The 19102-nt window shown below is 61.7% G+C and carries 15 protein-coding genes; 3 read left to right on the plus strand and 12 right to left on the minus strand.

Annotated features, from left to right (window positions below; translation table 11 throughout):
• Positions 1 to 98: 98 nt before the first annotated feature.
• From FFM53_RS18405 to FFM53_RS18430, 6 genes are all read right to left on the minus strand, one after another.
• Complete coding sequence (locus tag FFM53_RS18405) at positions 99 to 3425, minus strand: efflux RND transporter permease subunit (RefSeq protein WP_012758677.1); 3327 nt, start codon at positions 3423 to 3425, stop codon at positions 99 to 101.
• Positions 3426 to 3437: 12 nt separating this feature from the next.
• Complete coding sequence (locus tag FFM53_RS18410) at positions 3438 to 4628, minus strand: efflux RND transporter periplasmic adaptor subunit (protein ID WP_138386803.1); 1191 nt, start codon at positions 4626 to 4628, stop codon at positions 3438 to 3440.
• Between the two features lie 505 nt (positions 4629 to 5133).
• The gene (locus FFM53_RS18415; protein WP_003542286.1) at positions 5134 to 6105 is read right to left on the minus strand and encodes an ABC transporter substrate-binding protein; all 972 of its coding nucleotides are present in this window, start codon (positions 6103 to 6105) and stop codon (positions 5134 to 5136) included.
• Between the two features lie 58 nt (positions 6106 to 6163).
• Positions 6164 to 7291, minus strand: a complete 1128-nt coding sequence (locus tag FFM53_RS18420) for an ABC transporter permease (RefSeq protein WP_138330218.1) — start codon at positions 7289 to 7291, stop codon at positions 6164 to 6166.
• Positions 7288 to 8217 carry an ABC transporter permease gene (locus FFM53_RS18425; protein ID WP_138386804.1) on the minus strand — a complete coding sequence of 310 codons (930 nt, stop codon included), beginning with the start codon at positions 8215 to 8217 and terminating at the stop codon, positions 7288 to 7290. The genes FFM53_RS18420 and FFM53_RS18425 overlap by 4 nt, the downstream gene beginning before the upstream one ends.
• 241 nt (positions 8218 to 8458) lie before the next feature.
• On the minus strand, positions 8459 to 9235 hold the full coding sequence (locus tag FFM53_RS18430) for an ABC transporter ATP-binding protein (protein WP_003542281.1): 777 nt from the start codon (positions 9233 to 9235) through the stop codon (positions 8459 to 8461).
• Positions 9236 to 9329: 94 nt separating this feature from the next.
• Here FFM53_RS18430 and FFM53_RS18435 point away from each other — a divergent pair, with 94 nt between their 5' ends.
• Positions 9330 to 9743 carry a cupin domain-containing protein gene (locus FFM53_RS18435; RefSeq protein WP_138386806.1) on the plus strand — a complete coding sequence of 138 codons (414 nt, stop codon included), beginning with the start codon at positions 9330 to 9332 and terminating at the stop codon, positions 9741 to 9743.
• 58 nt (positions 9744 to 9801) lie between these two features.
• Here FFM53_RS18435 and hydA read toward each other — a convergent pair whose 3' ends face one another.
• Genes hydA through FFM53_RS18450 form a run of 3 tightly spaced genes read right to left on the minus strand, consistent with a single transcriptional unit; the run spans position 9802 to position 12855 of the window.
• Positions 9802 to 11256, minus strand: coding sequence for a dihydropyrimidinase (gene hydA / locus FFM53_RS18440; protein WP_138386807.1), 1455 nt, complete (start codon positions 11254 to 11256; stop codon positions 9802 to 9804).
• A gap of 25 nt (positions 11257 to 11281) precedes the next feature.
• Positions 11282 to 11602: a hypothetical protein gene (locus FFM53_RS18445; protein ID WP_246412992.1), complete on the minus strand. Its 321-nt coding sequence runs from the start codon at positions 11600 to 11602 to the stop codon at positions 11282 to 11284.
• Positions 11602 to 12855 carry a Zn-dependent hydrolase gene (locus FFM53_RS18450; protein WP_138386808.1) on the minus strand — a complete coding sequence of 418 codons (1254 nt, stop codon included), beginning with the start codon at positions 12853 to 12855 and terminating at the stop codon, positions 11602 to 11604. Before FFM53_RS18450 ends, FFM53_RS18445 begins: the two co-directional genes overlap by 1 nt.
• A gap of 300 nt (positions 12856 to 13155) precedes the next feature.
• Here FFM53_RS18450 and FFM53_RS18455 point away from each other — a divergent pair, with 300 nt between their 5' ends.
• On the plus strand, positions 13156 to 13806 hold the full coding sequence (locus tag FFM53_RS18455; protein WP_138386809.1) for a TetR family transcriptional regulator C-terminal domain-containing protein: 651 nt from the start codon (positions 13156 to 13158) through the stop codon (positions 13804 to 13806).
• A 5-nt stretch (positions 13807 to 13811) separates the two neighbouring features.
• On the opposite strand, the gene FFM53_RS18460 is transcribed toward FFM53_RS18455, so the two are convergent.
• The 3 genes from FFM53_RS18460 to FFM53_RS18470 form a co-directional block, all read right to left on the minus strand.
• A complete protein-coding gene (locus tag FFM53_RS18460; RefSeq protein ID WP_138386810.1) occupies positions 13812 to 16379 on the minus strand; it encodes an HWE histidine kinase domain-containing protein in 2568 nt (855 codons plus the stop codon).
• Positions 16376 to 16912 (minus strand): biliverdin-producing heme oxygenase, encoded by a 537-nt coding sequence (locus FFM53_RS18465; protein WP_138386811.1) that lies wholly within the window; start codon positions 16910 to 16912, stop codon positions 16376 to 16378. The genes FFM53_RS18460 and FFM53_RS18465 overlap by 4 nt, the downstream gene beginning before the upstream one ends.
• A 138-nt stretch (positions 16913 to 17050) precedes the next feature.
• A complete protein-coding gene (locus tag FFM53_RS18470) occupies positions 17051 to 17950 on the minus strand; it encodes a LysR family transcriptional regulator (protein ID WP_138386812.1) in 900 nt (299 codons plus the stop codon).
• Positions 17951 to 18052: 102 nt separating this feature from the next.
• Between FFM53_RS18470 and FFM53_RS18475 the strand changes: the two genes are divergently transcribed.
• Positions 18053 to 19075, plus strand: coding sequence for a zinc-dependent alcohol dehydrogenase family protein (locus tag FFM53_RS18475; RefSeq protein ID WP_138386813.1), 1023 nt, complete (start codon positions 18053 to 18055; stop codon positions 19073 to 19075).
• Positions 19076 to 19102: the final 27 nt, after the last annotated feature.

Here is a 19102-nt window from a genome sequence, read left to right on the forward strand (position 1 = left end):
GACGGCGGCGGAATTGATTTTGGTCAACCGTCAGACATGACCAAAAAAATGAAACGGGCCGGGAGATCGCTCCCGGCCCGTTCATTTCCTGGGTTTGCTTATTCCGCCGCGAAGGGCGGCAGGCGCAGCACGTTGGTGTCGTTGCCTTTGGCGCTCTTGCGTTTGCCTTCCGGCTTTTCGATTGCGGTCAGGCGCTCCTCCAGCGAGTCGATCTCGCTGCGGTTCTCCCGGGTGACACGGGTGAGATCCTCGCGCGACAGCGGCAGCTCCTCCTCGTCCTTCCTGCCGACCAGGCGGCCGAAAGCCCAGCCGAGCAGGCGGGACAGGTCGTCCATGATCAGGAAGAAGGAGGGCACGACGACGAGCGAGAGCACAGTCGAGACGATAATGCCGCCGATCACCGCGATCGCCATCGGCGCGCGGAACGAGCCGCCTTCGCCGACACCGAGCGCGGAAGGCAGCATGCCCGCCGACATGGCGATCGAGGTCATGATGATCGGCCGGGCGCGCTTGCGGCCGGCTTCGACCATGGCCTCGACGCGAGGCATGCCTTGATGGCGCATCTCGATTGCGAAATCGACGAGCAGGATGGCGTTCTTGGTGACGACACCCATCAGCATCAGGATGCCGATCATGACAGGCATCGACAGCGGATTGCTGGTGAGGATCAGGCCGGCTGCGACGCCGCCAATGGCGAGCGGCAGTGAGAACAGGATGGTGAAGGGCTGGATCACGTCCTTGAAGAGCAGGATCAGCACCGTCAGCACCAGCAGCAGGCCCATCAACATGGCGTTGACGAAACTCTGCTGCATCTCGCTCTGCACCTTGGTGTCGCCGCTTTCGGCAAGGTGCACCGTGGCCGGGATATTGGCGTCATTGACGATCTGACGGAAGCGGGCCGAAGCCGTGTCGAGTGCTACGCCCTGCGGCAGGTCGGAACCGATCGAGACGACGCGGTAGCGGTTGTTGCGCTTGATCGAGCTTACCCCTTCCGAATAGTCGATATTGGCGACGCTCGCGAGCGGAACGGTGCCGCCGCTGGCGGTCTGGATCTTCAATGTCCGGATGGCCGCGAGATCGCGACGCATGTCGAGTGCGGCCTGAACGCGGATCGGGATCTGGCGATCGTCGAGCGAGATCTTGGCAAGGGCGGCATCGACATCGCCGATGGTGGCGACGCGGATCGTCTCGGAGATCTGCTGCGGCGTAATGCCGAGGCGGGCCGCCTCATCCATGCGCGGGTGAACCTGCAGTTCCGGGCGGGGAAGGGAGCCGTCGGCGCTGACATTGGCAAGCAACGGATCGGCGCGCAGCTTGGATTCCAGAATGCCGACAGCGTCGTTCAGGTCCTTGTCGTTCTTGGAAAGGAAGTTGAAGGAGAGGTCGCGTTCGCCGCGGTCATTGAGCTTCAGGATCCGGACGTCGGGAATATCGCGCAGCTTGGCGAAGACTTCCTTTTCGATATCCCACTGCGGGCGTTCTCGGCCGTGGACCTCCACCTTCGGCAGTTTCGGGCCAATGACGGGGATACGGCCGATCACGTCGTTGACCATCTTCTTGACCAGCGATTGGTCGAGCTTATCGAGTGCCAGCGTGATGGTCGCACGGCGCAGTTCGAGATCGCCCTTCGGCGATGCGCCACCGAGGACGAAGACGCTATCGACGCCGTTGATGTCCTTGACCCTGTCATAGATCGCATCCGTCGTCTTCTCGGTGTCGTCAAGGCGTGCATTGGGCGGCAGCTCGACGGAAAGAACGATGCGTGAGGCATCTTCCGGCGGCAGGAAGCTGCCGGGAACCTGCATCAGCAACAAAACGGAGCCGACCAGAAAAGCGAACGCGACAATCAGCGTCGCATAACGCGTGTACCAGCGTCCAGTCGTGCCACGTATGAGACGGGTGTAGCCGCGCATCAGCAGGCCGTCATTGTCGTGATGGTCTTCCATGGCGTCTTCGGCGCGCATCAGATAGGCGGCCATCATCGGGGTGATCAGGCGCGCCACCATCAGCGAGAAGAAGACAGAGAAGGCGACGGTCAGACCGAACTGGATGAAGTACTGGCCCGGAATGCCCGGCATGAAGGAAACGGGCACGAAAACGGCGATGATGGTGAAGGTGGTGGCGATGACGGCAAGGCCGATTTCATCAGCCGCCTCGATCGCCGCTCGATAGGGCGTCTTGCCCATCTTGATGTGGCGGGCGATGTTTTCGATTTCGACGATCGCATCGTCGACAAGGATACCGGTGGCGAGCGTCAGAGCGAGGAAGCTGACGAGGTTCAGTGAGAAACCCATCATGTCCATGATCCAGAAGGTCGGGATCGCGGACAAGGGTAGGGCGATTGCCGAAATCAGCGTCGCGCGCCAGTTCCTCAGGAACAGGAAGACGACGATGACGGCGAGCAGCGCGCCTTCGAGGAGCGTATGGATGGCGGCTTCGTAGTTGCCGTAGGTGAAATAGACCGAATCGTCGATCAGTTCGATCTTCACATTCGGATTTTCGGTCCGCACCTTGTCGAGGTTCTGCGCCACGGTTTCGGCGACGCTGACCTCGCTGGCGCCCTTGGAGCGGAAAACGCCGAAGGTAACGACTGGCGTATCGTTGAAGCGCGAGAAGGATTTCGGCTCCTCATAGGTGTCCTTGATGACGCCGAGATCGGATAGTTTGACGAAGCGGCCGTTCGGCAGGCCGATCGTCGTGTTGGCGAGGTCGGCGACGTTGCGGGCGTCGCCGAGAACACGGATCGCCTGTTCGCTTCCCGCCACTTGGCCGCGGCCTGAGCCGAGGTCGATGTTGGTGCCGCGCAGCTGCTGGTTCACGCTCGCGGCGGTGATGCCGTAGGCATTGAGCTTGTCAGGGGTAAGTTCGATGCGCACTTCGCGCTCGGCGCCGCCGTAACGGTCGACACGGCCGATGCCGGCCTGGCCCTGCAGCGAACGCTTGATCGTATCGTCGACGAACCACGAAAGTTCTTCCAGCGACATGGCAGGCGAGGAAACGGCGAAGGTCTGGATCGCCTGTCCCTCGACATCGACCTTGGAGACGATTGGTGCTTCGGCCGTAGTCGGCAGATCGCTGCGGATGCGGTCGATTGCATCCTTGGTGTCCTGCACGGCCTGTTCGGTCGGCACTTCCATCCGGAACATGACGACGGTCTGCGAGCTGCCGTCGGTCACCGTCGACTGGATTTCGTCGATGCCGGTGATGGAGGCCACCGCGTCTTCGATCTCCTTCGTCACCTGCATTTCGAGCTCGGCCGGCGAAGCGCCGCTCTGCGTCACGTTGATCGAAACGAGCGGCACGTCGATGTTCGGAAAGCGCGTGATCGGCAGCGCGTTGAAGGACTGCATGCCGATGAACACCAGCAGGCAGAAGGCCAGCAGTGGTGCAATGGGATTTCGGATGGACCAGGCTGAAAAATTCATCGGATGGTCTCTTTAGTTGGAAGCCGGGGGCTGTTCACGCACCGGCGTGATGTGGTCGCCGTCGCGGACGTAAGCGCCCGCCTTGGCCACGACCTCGTCGCCGGTCTTCAATCCATCGATGACCTCGACATAGGCGCCGTCCTGAATGCCGGTCTCTATCTTGGCGAATTTCACCACGCCGTCCTCGACCTTGCGGGCGGAGGAGCCTTCGTTGCCGGTGAGGACTGCGGTCAAGGGAAGCGCTACGCCTTCAGTCTCGCGCACGATGATCTCGGCGCTGCCATACATGCCTGAACGCGCCTTGCTGTCATCATCGATGGAGATATGGACGAGGCCAAGGCGTGTGACCGGATCGACGGTCGGCGAAACCAGGCGTACGGCGCCGGAAAGCTTCTCACGGCTGCCGGAAAGCGAAATCGTCGCCTTTTGGCCGGCCATGATCCTGACGACATCGCTTTCGGCGACCTCAGCGACAAGCTCGATATCACCGTCGCGGATGATGGTGAACAGCGGATCGCCGTTGCCGGCGGCAATGGCGCCGACCTTGGCGTTCTTCGCCGAGACCGTGCCGGCGACTGGCGTCTTCACGTCGGTGCGCGCCAGCTTCAAATCCGCATCGGCGATCTGGCTGTCGAAGACCTTGAGATCGGCTTCGGAGACCTCGATCGCCTGTTCGGCGGAGACGACGCGGGCATTGGCTGCGGCGGCGGTCGCATCGGCCTGTTCGACCTGGGCGGTGGAAACCGTGCCCTTCTTGACCATTTCCTGAGCGCGGGCCTGCTGCTGCCTTGCCTGTTCGGCATTGGCCTGCGCCTCGATGAGCTGGGCGCGCAGCTGGGCGAGGCTTGCCTCGCCCTTGGCCTTTGTCGCCATCATCTGGCTCTTTTCCAGGACCACTGCGTCATCGTTGAGCGTCGCCAACGTGCTTTCGGCCTGAACCTTGTCGCCGATATCGGCTTTCAGCGTGCGGATCGAGAGGCCTTCGACCTGCGGCTGGATATAGACTTCTTCGACGGGCTTGACCGTTCCGGTGCCGATGACACGGTCGACGAGGGTGCGGTTCACCGCCGTGGTGACGACGATCGCCGGCAGGTTCTGCTGCGGTTTTGTGACCGGCGCTTCCTGCGAAAATGCGGTGGATGCAGCAAGTGCCGCTGCAAAAAGAGTAGAGGCGCCTAGAATTCCAGTCGGCTTGCGTGCCATGCGTCTTCGTCCAATCTTATGATAAGGTTGGCCGAACTCGAGCGTCTGCCACTCAGCGCGCGATCAGGCCACTGCCCTTCCTGCATTCTCAGAGGTATCCGCCGATCCTTTGCCGTCTTCATCCCTCGCCGGCAAATTCGGCTTGTAGGTGGTATCGATTTGCTCGATCTACAAGTCCGGCAGAAAACAATTCCCCATTAGGCGATAATAGTTACCATTCCGACGTCAATCAATCACCGCAAGGTTATGTCAACATTACGAAGATTGATCGCGCCTCATCCCTAAGACGTTTGACGCCCGATAAATGCGACAGTTGCAAGGCATTTTTTTCGGTTGCTGGATGCAGATGATTTAGGCCGACTGACCGGAAACCTGAATCAGCATCCAAATCAGATAGATAGAGAATGTCGTCCGAATACCGCGGACAGTTTTTGGCATCATGCTCCAGAAAATGACGAAACGCGCGGAAATCTCCCGCGCGTTTCGCTTCGCAACCCTGCCGAAACTACTTGGAAGCGGCGTCGGTGATGTCGTGCGTCCAGGCGCCCGACGGCTCCTTGCTGATGATCTTCTGGTCGAGCAGTGCCTTTGCCGTGCGAGCATAGAGCGCCTCGTCCAGCTTGCCGGAGCTGTCGCCGACCAGCTTGGCGACTTCGCCCATCATGCGCTTCTGATGGTTGTCGTCCTGGCCACCATTGTCCATGACGATCTCGGCGGCTTCGTCGGGATTCTCGGTGGCATATTTCCAGCCCTTCATCGAAGCGCGGACGAACTTGACCATCTTCTCCTTGAAGGCCGGGTCTTTCAGCTTGTCTTCCATCGCATAGAGGCCGTCTTCGAGAAGGTCGTTGCCCATTTCAGTGTAGTTGAAGACCGTCAGTTCTTCCGGCTTGAAGCCGGCATCGATCGCCTGCCAGTATTCGTTATAGGTCATGACGGAGATGCAGTCGGCCTGTTTCTGGACGAGCGGCTGCACGTCGAAGCTCTGCTTCAGCACGGTGACGCCGTTCGGACCGCCTTCTGTGGATAGGCCGAGCTTGTTCATCCAGGCGAAGAAGGGATACTCGTTGCCGAAGAACCAGACGCCGAGCGTGTGGCCCTTGAAGTCGGCTTCGGTCTTGATCGGACCGTCCTTGCGGCAGACCATTTCCAAGCCCGCCTTCTGGTAGGGCTGGGCGATGTTGACGAGCGGAACGCCCTTTTCGCGGGCAACCAGGGCGCCACCCATCCAGTCGACGATGACATCGGCGCCGCCGCCGGCGATCACCTGCTCGGGGGCGATATCGGGGCCGCCCGGCTTGATCTCGACGTCGAGGCCTTCTTCCTTATAGAAGCCCTTGTCCTTGGCGACGTAATAACCGCCGAACTGGCTCTGCGTGACCCATTTCAGCTGCAGCACCACCTTGTCGGCGGCCATCGCATGGGCCGATGCAAGCGACATCGCGCTCGCCATCATTGCAACCATCAACTTTCTCATTTTCTTATCCTTACCCTCTGAAGTTATGCCCGGACCCGTTTCTGGAGCCCGCGCGCGTCTAGCCACCACGGATAGACGGATGCCAGAACGTCACCGCCCGTTCGGTCAGGGCGATGATGCCATAGAAGATCGAGCCGGCCAGCGCCGCGACGGCGATTTCCGCCCAGACCATGTCGACATTCATGCGGCCGATCTCGGTGGAGATGCGGAAGCCCATGCCGACGATCGGCGTCCCGAAGAATTCCGCAACGATGGCACCAATCAGCGCCAGCGTCGAGTTGATCTTCAGTGCGTTGAAAATGAAGGGCATTGCCGCGGGAAGCCTGAGTTTCAGCAGCGTCTGCCAATAGCCGGAGGCATAGGTGCGCATCAGGTCGCGCTCCATGCTGCCGGAGGCGGCAAGGCCGGCGACGGTATTCACCAGCATCGGGAAGAAGGTCATGATGATGACGACGGCGGCCTTCGACGGCCAGTCGAAGCCGAACCACATGACCATGACAGGGGCGACGCCGATGATTGGCAGGGCCGAAACCATGTTGCCGATCGGCAGAAGGCCGCGGCGCAGGAAGGCGATGCGGTCGGCGAGCACCGCGACGACGAAGCCACTGAGGCAGCCGACGGTATAACCGATCAGCACCGCCTTGAAGATCGTCTGCCTGACGTCCGCGCCGAGGATGGGCAGCGACGCCATGAACCGCGCGCCGATGGCGCTCGGCGGCGGCAGCAGGATGAAGGGGACGCCAGCGCCGCGCGTGACCGCTTCCCAGAGAATGAGGATCCAGGCGCCGAAGATCGCCGGGATCAGGAGCTGGAGTACCGACTTGCCGAAAGTCGTGACGGGCTGCAGTTTCGACAGTTCGCTGACGCATCGCCAGGCAAGCAGCCAGCAGGCAAAGAGCAGCAGGAAGAAAGCCCGCGTCGCCGTGCCCTCGTTGCCGGAAAGAGCCGAAAGCAGCATCCAGGCGGCGCCATGCGCGCCGATAAACAGCACGGTGGCCCGATAGGCCGGCGGCTGCGGTGCGAATGACAGCAGGGCAGCCGCGATGACGATGGTGAAAATGAGGCTTGCCGTGCCGTCGGTGAGGGCGCGCGCCGCGCCCTCGGCCAGGAGCGGCAGGGCCGTCAGCGCCCCGACGCAGAGGAGGAGGGCGACCACACCTTGCCAGGAGAAGGTCAGATGTCTCATGCCGGCCTCCCGCCCATGGCGCGATCGACGATCTTCGCCGCAACGCCGACGATCGCAACCAGGATGCCCGCCAGCAGCGATCCGGCGACGAGGGCGGCCCAGATATCGATAGTCTGGCTGTAATAGGAGCCGGCGAGTAGCTTCGAGCCGATGCCGGCGACAGCACCCGTCGGCAGCTCGCCGACGATGGCGCCGACAAGGCTGGCTGCGATCGCGACCTTCATCGAGGTGAAGAGGAAAGGGATCGAGGCTGGAACGCGCAGCTTCCAGAACGTCTGCATCGAGCTGGCATAATAGGTGCGCATCAGGTCGAGATGCATGATTTCGGGCGAACGCAGCCCCTTCACCATGCCGACGGCGACCGGAAAGAAGGAGAGGTAGGTGGAGATCAGCGCCTTGGAGACGAGGCGGGAGGCGTCGGAATCGAGGTTCAACAGATGCGCAACGGCATTGTCGCCGGTCAGTACGTTGTAGGAGATGATGACGATCATCGGCGCGATGGCGAGGATCGGTATGGTCTGGCTCGCCACCAGCCAGGGCATCAGCGAGCGGTCCATGGCGCGGTTGTGGACGATCAGCACGGCGAGGAGGATGCCGAGCAGCATACCGAAGCCGAAGCCGAGCAGGGTGGAGGAGAGCGTTACCCAGCTGTGATAGACGAGGCTGCGATTGCTCGAAAGGCTGCGCAGAAAGGTGTTCTCGTAGACGTTCTGCGCCACCTGATGCGGCGCCGGCAGGATAGGCTTCGGCTGCGCCAGCGTCTTGCCGATGAATTCGAGGGTCGTAGGTGTGGCGCCCGCGCGGCCGTCCATGTCGCGCTGGAACGGCGCGTTCATCAGGATGGCGGCGACATACCAGATGACGACGAGGGCGAGCAGGATTGTGGTGACGGGGACGATCTTGTCCTTGAATGTGTCGGGTTTCACAGCAACTGCCCCCATTTGTTGGCGTCGAACGCGCAGCCACCCCCCTCTGCCCTGCCGGGCATCTCCCCCACAAGGGGGGAGATCGGCAGGAGGATAGCGCGTCGGTCCCCGTTGGCTCTATAGCGAACGGAACGGCGATCCTTGTTTGGGGAAGCCGGTGCAGCATATCGATCTCCCCCCTTGTGGGGGAGATGCCCGGCAGGGCAGAGGGGGGTGACCCCAGGGCGCACGCTCCCGCTCCTCATGCGTGCCCCGTCCTCAGCCCTTCGCGGACGCGATGGGCGATTTCCAGGAACTCGGGGGTTTCGCGGATGTCGAGCGGGCGTTCGGCCGGCAGGGTCGAGTCGATCACATCGGTCACGCGGCCCGGGCGGGGAGACATCACCACGATCTTGGTCGAGAGGTAGACTGCCTCGGGGATGGAATGGGTGACGAAGCAGATCGTCTTGTTGGTGCGGGTCCAGAGTTTCAGCAGCTCTTCGTTCAGATGGTCGCGGACGATCTCGTCCAGGGCGCCGAAGGGCTCATCCATCAGCAGCAGGTCGGCGTCGAAGGCGAGCGCACGGGCGATCGAGGCGCGCTGCTGCATGCCGCCGGAAAGCTGCCAGGGGAATTTCTTCTCGAAGCCCGAAAGACTGACGAGATCGAGCGCTTCGGCGATGCGCCGCGTCCGCTCGGCGCCGGAATAGCCCATGATCTCCAAGGGCAGGGCGATGTTGTTTTCGATGGTGCGCCAGGGATAGAGCGCCGGCGCCTGGAAGACATAGCCGTAGGCGCGGGCCTTGCGAGCCTCTTCCGGTGTCATGCCATTGATCGAGATCTCGCCTGAGGTGCTCTTCTCGAGATCGGCGATGACACGCAGGAAAGTGGTCTTGCCGCAGCCCGACGGGCCGATGAAAGAGACGAAATCGCCCTTGCGGACATCGAGATTGACATTGCTCAGTGCACTCACCGGGCCGTCATTCGCCTGGTAGGTGAGACAGAGATCCTTGGCGGATACGACGGAGGGTGCTTGCATCAATGCGACCAGTCTTGTTTTCGCCGCGGGAACGCGGTTTGCGTGCTATCATTACCGCCGGTTTTATCGACGACACACTCCATGGAGGATGAGGATGGACGTGACATCAAAGCCCACCTGCCACATCGTTCGCCCCAATCATGCCTATAGCGGCAAGCAGGGGCTCAGCTATTTCGAAGGGGTCGCGGCCGAGACGGTCGGCGCCAAGGGCATCTGCATGCACCTCCTGACGATCCCGCCGGGCGTACGCGCCAAGGCGCATCTGCACGAGGCGCACGAGACGGCGATCTACATGCTCTCCGGGGAGGCTCATACCTGGTACGGAGACCGGCTCGAGCATCACGTCATCGTCCATGCCGGCGAACTTTTCTATATCCCGGCCGGCGTGCCGCACCTGCCGGCGAACCTCAGCAGCACGCCGTGCACGGCGATCATCGCCCGCACCGATCCGAACGAGCAGGAAAGCGTCGTGCTTCTGCCGGAGTTGGACGCTTTGGTACCGGCGTGAGGTCATTGGCATAGAGGCAGCGGTCCCCGGTTGATGGCCGTATCGTCATGCGCCATCGTCATACGCCGCTTGCCGGAATGCCGCTCCGCGTCACCTTGCGCGGCGCGGTGATGTCCTTCCACTGGGAAAGCGCCTTGCTGACAGCCGTGACCGGCTCGCGCCTGACAAACTCGCCGTGGCCCTCGCGCGTCTTGATCGCGCCTTCCTCGATTGCCACGACGCCGCGCGTCAGCGTATAGCGCGGCAGGCCGGTCACTTCCTTGCCTTCGAAGACGTTGTAGTCGATCGCCGACTGTTGGGCCTTGAACGAGATGGTCTTGGAACGTTGCGGGTCCCACACGACGATGTCGGCATCGGCGCCGACAAGGATCGCGCCCTTCTTCGGATAGATGTTGAGGATCTTGGCGATGTTGGTCGAGGTGACGGCGACGAATTCGTTCATCGTCAGTCGGCCAGTGTTGACGCCATGCGTCCAGAGCATCGGCATGCGGTCTTCGAGGCCGCCGGTGCCGTTCGGGATCTTGGTGAAGTCGCCGACGCCAAAACGCTTCTGCGCCGTGGTGAAGGCGCAATGGTCGGTGGCGACGACCTGCAGCGAGCCGGAGGCAAGCCCCGCCCAGAGTGAATCCTGATGCTGCTTGTTGCGGAAGGGCGGCGACATCACCCGGCGCGCCGCATGATCCCAGTCGGGGTTGGAATATTCGCTCTCGTCGAGCGTCAGGTGCTGGATCAGCGGTTCGCCATAGACGCGCATGCCTTTGGCACGGGCGCGGCGGATCGCCTCGTGCGCCTGTTCGCAGGAGGTGTGGACGATATAGACCGGGCAGCCGGCCATGTCGGCGATCATGATGGCGCGGTTGGTGGCTTCACCTTCCACTTCGGCGGGCCGGGAATAAGCATGCGCCTCGGGGCCGTTATTGCCCTCGGCGAGCAGCTTGGCCGACATCGAGGCGACGACGTCGCCGTTTTCGGCGTGCACCAGCGGCAGCGCGCCGAGTTCGGCGCAGCGTTGGAACGAGGCGAACATCTCGTCATCGTCGACCATCAGCGCGCCCTTATAGGCCATGAAGTGCTTGAAGGTGTTGATGCCCTTGTCTCGGACGATGGTCTCCATCTCCTTGAAGACCTGCTCGCTCCACCAGGTGACCGCCATGTGGAAGGAATAATCGCAATTGGCGCGGGTCGATTTGTTGTCCCACATGGTCAGTGCTTCGAGCAGTGACTGGCCGGGGGCGGGGAGCGCAAAATCGACCACCATCGTCGTGCCGCCGGAAAGGGCGGCGCGTGTGCCGCTCTCGAAATCGTCAGAGGAATAGGTACCCATGAAGGGCATTTCGAGATGGGTGTGCGGGTCGATGCCGCCCGGCATGACATAACAGCCGGTCGCATCCAGCGTTTCGTCGCCCGAGAGGTTCGGACCAATCTCGATGATCTTGCCGCCGTCGATTTTCACGTCTGCCTTATAGGTCAGGTCGGCGGTGACGATGGTGCCGTTCTTGATGACTGTGGTCATGGCTGTTCCCTATTCTGAAATAAACCTACCTTGGAGTATAGCCATTCAACTGCAATCGCCGTTTGGCTTTGGCAATTTCGTCGGGGCTAAATAGCGAATGCCACCGTGCATCCTCGATGACCATTGCCTCAACTGTCAGATCGAGCCTGCCTGCTAAGTGAAGCGCCGTAAAACCATCTGATTGTTTGTCCGCATTGATCAGAAATTTTGCGGTCTCTAAGCCACCTCTGTCGTTCAGCATTTTGAGAAAAACAGCCGCATTGTATTTTGCTTCTGATTTTGCTCGGCGATAGATATCGAACATGGCAGCATCAAATCTCTTGCCCATGGCGGCATCACTAGCCATCACCCCACAATCTCCGCCGTCTCGACCACCGCATGAAACAGCACATCGGCTCCCGCCATCGCCCATTCCTTGGAGATTTCCTCAGCCTCGTTGTGCGAGAGCCCGCCGACACAGGGGCACATGACCATCGTTGCAGGTGCGACCTTGGCGGCCCAGCAGGCGTCGTGGCCGGCGCCGGAGATGATGTTCATGTGGCTGTAGCCGAGCCGCTCGGCAGCGTCGCGCACCGACGTGACCAGTTTCGGATCGAAGGTGATCGGCTCGAAGTGGCCGATCGCCTCGATGGAACAGCCGACGCCGAGTGCATCGGTGATCTCAGGCGCTTTCGCCTCGATCTTTGCCCGCATGCGGTCGAGCTTCTCCTTGTCGGGCGAGCGGATGTCGACGGTGAAGACAACCTTGCCCGGCAGCACGTTGCGGGAGTTTGGCGAGAAGAACACCTGGCCGACGCCGCCGACGGCGCCCGGCTGTTCGCTCATCGCCACGCCCTGGACCATCTCCAGGATGCGGGCCATGGCGAGGCCGGCATTGACGCGCAGGTTCATCGGCGTCGAGCCGGTATGGGCTTCCTTGCCGGTCAGCGTGAATTCCAGCCACCAGAGGCCCTGGCAATGGGTGACGACGCCGATCTGCTTTTCCTCGGCTTCGAGGATCGGTCCCTGCTCGATGTGATATTCGAAATAGGCGTGCATCTTGCGGGCGCCGACTTCTTCGTCGCCGACCCAGCCGATACGTTTCAGTTCGTCGCCGAACAGATTGCCCTCGGGGTCCCTGCGATTATAGGCGAAGTCCAGGCTGTGCACGCCGGCGAAGACGCCTGACGCCAGCATGGCGGGGGCAAAACGCGCGCCTTCCTCGTTGGTCCAGTTGGTCACGACGATCGGATGTTTGGTCTTGATGCCGAGATCGTTCATGGTGCGCACGACTTCGAGAGCCGCAAGCACGCCGAGCACACCGTCATATTTGCCGCCGGTCGGCTGAGTGTCGAGATGGGAGCCGACATAGACGGGCAGAGCATCGGGATCGGTGCCGGGGCGGGTGGCGAACATCGTGCCCATCCGGTCGACACTCATGGTCAAACCGGCATCGTCACACCATTTTTTGAAAAGGCTGCGGCCCTGCGCATCGGCATCCGTCAGCGTCTGGCGATTGTTGCCGCCTGCTATGCCGGGGCCGATCTTCGCCATCTCCATGAGACTGTCCCAGAGACGGTCGCCATTGACGCGCATGTTCTCGCCTGGTGCTGCCACCATTTTGTATGCCCTCACCTGTTTGCGGCAGTCATGCAAAGGGCATGCCCGCCTGTTCCCGTGGTCCTTCCCTGCGCCCCTTATTGGTTTTGTCGAGCGCCGGAAAATCGCCAGTTGCCTTTGTTTTGCATCTGACGGATAATTTGACCGATTGGTAAACATTACAACTTCCACCGCCGGGCTCAAGACGAAAATCACGAAAATTGCCGATAAAAATACGGGCAGTTGCTCAAGAAAGCGGCGGGAACGTTTCCGGTCTAAACTTGAGCGAAGAAGTTGAATTTCAAGGGGAAATAACAGCCTGTGACCATACCGAGAGCAGCGAAAACCCTGAGGCGGACGCGAATCCAGGAAGAGAAGGAAGAGCAGATCCTGGAAGCGGCGCTCGACGTGTTTTCGGCAAGCGGCTTTCGCGGCTCGACCATCGACCAGATTGCCGAAGTGGCCGGCATGTCGAAACCCAACCTGCTCTATTATTTCCGCACCAAGGAAGCCATGCACCGGGCGCTGATCGACCGAGTTCTCTACACTTGGCTGGAGCCGCTGCGGGCCTTCGACGCCGAAGGCAATCCAGAGACGGAAATCCGCAGCTACATCCGCCGCAAGCTGGAGATGGCCCGCGATTTTCCGCGCGAGAGCCGGCTTTTCGCCAACGAGGTGCTGCAGGGCGCGCCGCATATCGAGGACGAGTTGAAGGGGCCGCTGAAGGAACTGGTCGACGAGAAGGCGGAGGTCATCCGCGCCTGGGCGAAGTCAGGCAAGATCGTCAAATGCGATCCCTACCACCTGATCTTCTCCATCTGGTCGACGACGCAGCATTACGCCGATTTCGACGTTCAGGTGCGTGCCGTGCTGGGGCAGGAACATTCGGGCGAAGGGCGCTTCGAGGATGCGGCGCGGTTTCTGGAACAGCTCTTCATCGGCGGGCTGCGACCGGATCTCCTTGGGGGGTAAGCGTTTTACCCTCTCTTCGGGAGCGGCACCCGGGCAAGAATATCCGTCACGCCTTCCATCGTATAAGGCTTCTGCAGCACGGGCGCGTCCGAGTGGCTGTTTGCCTGGGCGATGCCCTCCCCATAGCCCGTGGCAAAAACGAAGGGCACGCCGTCGGCTGCCAGCCGGTCGGCAATCCCGAAACTCGTCTCATCGCCAAGATTGACATCGAGAAGCGCCAGATCGAAGGACTGGCCAGCCAGAATTTCCATCGCCTCAGTGACACTTGGCGCCGTTGCCACCTCGGCGCCCAGACGGCGCAGGATGTCCTCGCCATCCATGGCGATGATCAGGTTGTTTTCCACCAGCAGCACGTTCAGGCCGGAGAGTGGCTGATCGTCGGCAATCGTCTTGCGACCGGCCGCTCCGACCGGAGCCGGCTTTGACGGTTCGCTCGTCGGGCCGACGACATGTCGCGCCGGAATACAGAAATCGGCCTCGAGCCCATCCTTGACGTAGCGGACCTCGGCTTTGCCGCCGAGGTCATACGGGATAGAGCGGCGGATGATCGTCGAACCGAAGCCATGGCGTTTGGGTTCGACGACGGGTGGACCATCCTTTTCGCGCCAGCCAATGCGCAGATTGCCCTCGTCGTCGCGATGCCAGCCGAGTTGAACGGTGCCACTGCCGGTGCCGGAAAGGCTGCCATATTTGGCGCTGTTGGTCATCAGCTCATGGAAAACAAGGGCGGCGGTGGAAAAGGCCTGCGGTTCCAGCAGCACGTCCTCGCCGCTCATCTGGATGCGTTGCGCATTTTTCCCGAGATAGGCGGCTGTCTCTGCCAGTAGCAATTGCCGGAGCGAAGCGGGCGCCCAGTGATCGCGGGTGATCTGGTCATGGGCGCGGGCGAGCGACTGAATGCGGCCCTCGAGCTGGCGGATGTAGTCGCCAAAGCCGACCGACGTTGCCTGTGACTGCCGGATAATGCCGGTGATCAGGCTCAATATGTTGCGGACGCGGTGGTTCAGCTCGGCGATCAGCAGTTCCTGGCGCTCGTTGGCCGTCTGGCGGGCCATGCTGACCTCGTCGGTGAGACGCAATACCACTTCGATCAATGTGACACGGATCGTTTCGGCGACACGGCGCTCGGCTTCCGTGAAGGGCAGCGAGCGGCCGCGCACCAGTTCCGACCAGGCCTCGAAACTCTTGCGCGGCGTCAGCCGCGGGCCGTTCGGGCCATACTCCACCGGCTTGTGCGGGTCGCCGCCCCAGCGGACGGTGCGCACCAATTCTTGACGGAAAAGCACGACATAATCGCGCGGCGAACGCGAGATCGGGATGGCGAGCATGCCTGCCACCGCATCGTCGACCTCAAGATCCGGATAGGCTTCCGCGAGCCGGTCCACGGCATAGATGCGGCCGGCGGCGTTGCGGTTGAGGTGGCGGACGAGGGCTGCGAAGCCTCGCTCATTCGGCCCGATGCCGGCAAGGGCCAAGCGGCCGTTGATCCACACGCCGATCCCGTCGGCAGGAATGGCGTCGGCGAGCGCCTCGATCAGCCAGGCCGGATCGTCGAGCAGGCTCGCATTGTCTGCGACGGAGGTGAGAAGCCGGTCGGCAATGCGACGCGCCTTTGTCTCGTAGTCGAGAGCCAGTCGCCGTTCGCGGCTTTCAAGGCGCGACGCAAACATCTGACCGAAGAGTTCGGCAGTCGAGCGGCTTTGGGCCGAAGGCAGACGCGGGCCGTAGTGGTGGCAGGCAAACAGGCCCCAGAGCTTGCCGTCTACGACGATCGAAATGGAGAGCGAAGCGCCAACGCCCATGTTTTTCAGATATTCGATGTGGATCGGCGAGACCGAACGCAATACCGACATGGAGAGGTCGAGCGGCCGGCCGTGCTCGTCGAGCTGCGGCAGGATCGGGACCGGGACGGCGTCGACATCGGCAATGATGCGGAACAGGTTGCGCAGATAAAGTGCGCGCGCCTGTACCGGAATGTCGGAAGCCGGATAGTGCAGCCCGAGGAACGAGCCGATGCCGGCCCGGGCGGCTTCCGCCACCACTTCGCCGGAACCGCCTTCGTCGAAACGATAGACCATGACCCGATCGAAACCGGTGAGCGCCCGCGCTTGTCTTGCACCTTCACGGAAGAAGGCTTCCAATGTTTCCGTGTGGTCGAGGCGCGACATCATGCTGCGCATTGAGAGCGAGGCGGCGTCGTGCCTGTCTTCCTGGCAGCGCTCGCCTTCGATGATGACCTCACCGCCGTTCAGGTGCACGGCAAGGTCGAACCTGTTTTGATCGGACGTCAGGGCAATGCCGAAAATGCGCTCGACGACGTCGGAACCACGCAGCGTGGTAAGCTTGTTGCGGATTGTGTGGAGTGCTTCGGGTGTAATCACAGAGAGAACGGGACGGCCGATCGCGTTGGTCTCTGTCACTCCGAGAAACTCCGCTAGGTTTGCGGAGGCGCGCATGACAATCCAGTCTGAGGACACCGCCAACAGAAAGCCGAAGGGCTGAACCGAGCCGAGCTGGTGGATCGGCTCACGGTCGCAATTGGTAAGATCGACGGGTTCGTGCGTGCCGTTCATGGGACGGCTTCCAGTTCGGCTTGCCCGGCTTTGAGGAAGAGATCGAAAACATCGCGGGCTGCGGCGACAGCCGCATCGGGATCCTCCACCATGGTCGCGTCAAGACGATCCATGAAGAGCCGCATGGCGCCCTTCAGGCCTTGCAGGCTCAGATAGCTGTTGGGCAAGTGGTCGGGCACGGCCTTGGCGAGCAGCAGGCCGCCGAGTTTGGAGCCTTCGAGGACATAGGCGGCACCCCAGATCGCTGCTTCGCTGAGCAATGCCGGTTGCGGAAGCAATACCGGCAATCGATCATCGAGTTCCCGGATGTCGGCAGCCAATAGATGCGCGCGCCTTCGGTCCGGCCAATCCGGCAGCAAACGGCCGATTCCTCCATTCTCTAGCGCATATTCGACTGATGGTACGACCCGGGCATGCGCGCGCAAGAAAGCCCTATAATCCTGGATGCGTGAGAGGTTGAAACTGCCGAAGAGGGTGTCGACCGCGGCGTGGCAATCTGCAGTTTGTGCGCGGAGGGCGCTGCGAAGTGACATGCTGACGTTTTTCCGAGTGATATGGCGGCCGCCCAAAAGAGACGACGAACTAGCGGATATACTGCGGCATCGGGTTATTTCCAGAGAAACGCCTAGGAATAACATGGGTTTCTCGTCGCTCGATGCGCGGCGAGCGCTTCAGCCCATCATTGCCGGCAGTCCGGCGGCGAGCGTATCGATCGCGAGCCGCACCTTCGGCAGCATGACCGGGGAGCGCAGCCAAACGGCATGGGCGTCGAAGACATTGGCCGGTTCGTGCTTCAGCACCTGAATGAGCCGGCCTGCCAGCACCTCTTCGCGGACCAGCCAGCAGGGCAGCCAGGCAAGACCGCGCCCGGCGACGGCCGCATCGGAAATCGAAGCGAGGTCGTCGAGCCGCAGTCGCGCCTTTGGCGGCATCCGCCGCCCGGGATCGGCTGCAGTCGGAAAGATCCAACCCTTGTCATCATCGCCCCGCCTGTAGACGATGCCTTCATGCTGCGGGATATCGAACACCGTCTGCGGCGCACCATGTTTTTCCAGATAGGCGGGCGATGCGCAGACTGTCATGCGCTGGCGGGCTATCGCCCGGGCCATCAGATCCGGATTGTCCTTCAGCGGTCCGTTGCGGATGACAAGATCGAACCCGTCCTCCAGCAGGTCGACGACACGGTCGTTGAAGGAAAGGTCGAGTTCGAGGTCCGGATGTTCATCGAGCAGGCGTGCCAGGATCGGCGCGACGCAGTGGCGGCCGAAAAGCACCGGCATCGAGATGCGCAGCCGGCCGCGCACGTCACGCCGGCCGGATTCCAGCATGGCTTCCCCGAGGCGAATTTCCTCGACCGCCCGCAGGCAGCGCTCGTAGAAGAAGCGGCCTTCCTCGGTGAGGCTCTGCATGCGTGTCGTACGGTTGAAGAGGCGCACGCCGAGACGCTGTTCCAGACGTGCGATGGTCTTGCCGACCGCCGAACGCGTGAGATGGAGCCGCTCGGCGGCAGCCGAAAAGCCACCTGCCTCGACAGCTTCGACAAAGATCGAGATACCTTTCAGTTGCTCCATTTGTTTCCTCTTTGGAACCATTCTGGAGAATTAATATCGCAACTGGTGCGAAATATTCAACGATATGTTTTGTGCTCCCTGCAATGGACAAGGAGCAATACAATGCAGACAACACGGCAATGGCAGATCGACGCGGTAGGTCCGGAGCGCCAGCTGACGATCGGCGAGCGGAGGCTCGAACCGGTTTCGGGAAACAGAGTTCTGGTGCGGACGGAAGCCGTCTCGCTCAATTTCCGCGATCGGTTGGTGATGGAGAGCGGCATGGGGTTGCCGCTGCAATTTCCTTTCGTGCCGGCTTCCGACATGGCAGGGGTCGTCGAGTCAGTCGGACCCGATGTCAGCCGTTTCAAGCCGGGAGATCGAGTCATCTCGACCTTTTCGCCCGACTGGATCGACGGACGCGGCTTGGGCGATGCGCGCACCCCACCTTACAAGACGCGCGGCGGCTTCTATCCCGGTGTCCTCTCCCAATACACCGTGCTGTCCGAGGAATGGTATTCACGCGCGCCTGATACGCTCGATGCGGCGCAGGCGAGCACCTTGCCCTGTGCCGGGCTGACTGCCTGGTTCGCACTGATCGAACGCGGCGGCCTGAAAGCCGGCGACAAGGTGCTGGTGCAAGGCACCGGCGGTGTGGCGCTCTTCGGTCTGCAGATCGCCAAGGCGCATGGCGCGGAGGTGTTCCTCACATCAGGTAGCGCCGAGAAGCTCGGACGCGCCGTTGCTCTCGGCGCCGATCATGCGATCAACCGCCATGAGGGTGACTGGGTTGAGCAACTCTATCAGTTGACCGGCGGCTATGGCGCCGATCACGTGCTTGAGATCGTCGGTGGCCCGCATCTCGGTCAGGCGCTGAAGGCGGTGGCGATCAATGGCCGCATTTCCGTCATCGGCGTGTTCGAGGGGTTCGAGGTTTCCGGCCCGGCCGGCCCGCTGCTGCTCAAGGCGCCCGTTGTGCAGGGCATTTCCGTCGGCCACCGCCGTGCGCTTGAAGATCTGGTGCGGGCAATCGACCAGACCGGACTGAAGCCTGTGATCGACAAGCGTTATGCCTTCGGCGAGTTCCCTGAGGCGCTCGATCATCTCTATCGCGGGCCTTTCGGCAAGGTGGTCGTCGAGTTCTGATGATCGCGATTCAAAGTGTTGAAGCAC

The organism is Rhizobium indicum (assembly GCF_005862305.2).
Classification (GTDB): Bacteria; Pseudomonadota; Alphaproteobacteria; order Rhizobiales; family Rhizobiaceae; genus Rhizobium; species Rhizobium indicum.